The following is a 2,445-nucleotide window of genomic DNA, read 5'->3' as shown; positions in this document are numbered from 1 at the left end:
CGCGAGCACCAGAAGGGCAAGGAGACGTCGACCAATTCGATCGCCTCGATCTTCGCCTGGACCCGTGGCCTCGCCCATCGCGCAAAGCTCGACAACAATCCGGAACTCGCGAAGTTCTCCGCGACCCTGGAAAAGGTCTGCGTCGACACGGTCGAGTCGGGCTACATGACCAAGGATCTCGCCCTCCTCGTCGGCGCCGAGCAGAAGTGGCTCTCCACGACGGGCTTCCTCGACAAGATCGACGAGAACCTCAAGAAGGCGATGGCGGCCTAATCGCGCTTCGCAGGGGAGGCCGGAGAGATCCGAGACCCCGGCTGTCACCCTCCGCAACTGATCGAAAGCCCGGCCTCGGCCGGGCTTTTTTGTGCTTCCGAAACTTGACAATGTTCTTCTTTTGTTCCAACGACATCAGCCTGTTTTGAAACGTTGGATCGTTCGATATGCATTTGGATTCGATGCACCGTGACCTAAGCGCGACCCGGAACGCCTTGGCGATCGCACAGCTCGAGGTGAAATACCTGCGGCTTGTCCTATCGCTGAGCCGCTTCAACCCACGTCAGCCACGTGTTCCGGCGGGCAATGCCGACGGAGGCCAATGGTCCGGCGAGGGTGGAAGGGGCGGTGTGGATGTCGAGCCCGTTTCCTCACGTCCACGCTCGGTACCAGTCCGTACCCGCATTATTCGCGGCCGCATCCACGAAGTGACACCCGGCCAGGAGGCCCGCCTCGATGTCTCCGCCGCCCAGGCGCGCGCGCTCGTGCGAGAGGTACAGCAACGCGACCCAACTTGGCGGCCCCGGCCCAGCATTTACGAGGGTGTAGAGGGGGGAATACTGGCCAATCAATCGGACGCATTGCAGGCTTCCGCTCGTCTTCGTCTGTTGGGCGTGCGCGATCCCATTCTTCGTTCGCCTGAGAGTGATCTCTTGCCGCGCGGACAACCGATCGGCGTGCGGTATGAAAGAGCGTCCGGCGGCACCAGGACGGTGTCCCCCTCCGAATTCAACGAGCTGCTTGAGAAGCTCAGCATAGGGGCGGATCTAATACCCTCACCCACCACTTATCGGGGGCACTGGTACCGACGGCGCGATGGGTTCATTTTTGGCGTTCGAGCAAGCGAAGAGCACGGCATCACGTTCGACGTCATCGAATACAATCATCCAATTGTCCGCAGCGGTTATAAGGTCCACCAAAAATGAGCGAAGAACCCACGCATCGGTATTATGGGGATACGCTGAGCGACTACATTGTGCAGGTCGCCAATGAATTGCCTGTCGACGCAGTCGGCATGTGGCAGATCGTTCCCGGAGGACGACACGGGTTCGATTTCGAAGGCGAAGCGTTAATCGACTACGTCCGCCGCTGCATCGCCGAACTCTTGTCCCGTGGAGCGGTCCCTGTCGTCGGCGGGGGAGAAGGTCCCCATGAATGGATCATTCAACGGCAATACGGCACGACGCCGGACGCGATCATCGACAACGTCGTCCGCGAATGGCTCGCCAACGGCGCCAAGAACGAGGATCCCGGCGGCCTGTGGTTCGCGCTGAGGGAGAAAGCCTGGATGCCACCCGGGTAGCGTGCGTCGCGGCCCTGGAATGACAGCGTGTCGCGCTCGACAGAATTCAGATTGAGTCACGCCCCCAAAGCCGCACCATGCCGACGGTTTGAACGGCCGATTCATCGCCCCATATGATGATGTCGGCGCGCCACAGGAGAGACGACTCGATGCCTAAACTTCAGCGAAGCGCGGTCTTGCGGGGTGGTTGCCAGTGCGGCGCGGTGCGCTATGCGCTTTTGTCGGAGCCGACTGAAGCGAGCATCTGTCATTGCCGGATGTGCCAGAAAGCTTTCGGCAACTATTTCGCGCCGCTGGCCGGCGTACCGAACGCGGATCTCGTCTGGAACAAAGCCTCACCCGGCACCTTCAAGAGTTCCGAGGCCGTCGAGCGCGGGTTCTGCCGGGATTGCGGGACGCCGCTGTTCTTCCGCTACGTGGAGACCGACCGCACCAGCGTATCGATCGGAAGCCTCGACGATCCCACGCGGGTCGCACCCAAGATCCAGTATGGCATAGAGCGCATGCTGCCGACATTCGCGACCTTGCACGAACTCCCCGGCGAGCGCTCGGAAGTCGCTTCGACCGCACGGGAGCGCGAACGCACGCGTTCCCTTCAGCATCCTGATCACGATTAGCGCATTGCTTTGATGACGCGGAAGCGGCGTGGCCGAGAAATCGCGCGACGTCGTTATGGCTCAAAGCGAGACCAGGCGCGAAACTGAGGTGTCCTGCTTCTCATTCACCTTAGACCGCGTGACGTTCTCCGCGTGCTCGGATGACGGCGTCGATGTGCTCCGCCATGGCCGGTCTCGCATCGATCAACTGCCGCAAATCGTCGGCATCGAGAATGAGCAGCTTGCAAGGCGTCACGGCGCGCACAGTGACGC

The 2,445-nt window shown here is 61.2% G+C and carries 4 protein-coding genes; all 4 read left to right on the top strand.

The features are described from left to right. A partial coding sequence (locus AC1DT3_RS18005) for an isocitrate/isopropylmalate family dehydrogenase (protein ID WP_477466602.1) occupies positions 1 to 273 on the top strand: 273 nt, incomplete at its 5' end. 215 nt (positions 274 to 488) lie between these two features. After that, a complete protein-coding gene (locus AC1DT3_RS18000; RefSeq protein WP_477466601.1) occupies positions 489 to 1,199 on the top strand; it encodes a hypothetical protein in 711 nt (236 codons plus the stop codon). Next, the gene (locus AC1DT3_RS17995) at positions 1,196 to 1,576 is read left to right on the top strand and encodes a hypothetical protein (protein WP_477466600.1); all 381 of its coding nucleotides are present in this window, start codon (positions 1,196 to 1,198) and stop codon (positions 1,574 to 1,576) included. Before AC1DT3_RS18000 ends, AC1DT3_RS17995 begins: the two co-directional genes overlap by 4 nt. Positions 1,577 to 1,725: 149 nt before the next feature. Further along, positions 1,726 to 2,193 carry a GFA family protein gene (locus tag AC1DT3_RS17990; protein ID WP_477466599.1) on the top strand — a complete coding sequence of 156 codons (468 nt, stop codon included), beginning with the start codon at positions 1,726 to 1,728 and terminating at the stop codon, positions 2,191 to 2,193. Positions 2,194 to 2,445: the final 252 nt, after the last annotated feature.

The sequence above is a fragment of the Microvirga sp. P4_G7 genome (genome assembly GCF_056401005.1).
This window is presented reverse-complemented; position numbering and strand designations above follow the sequence as displayed.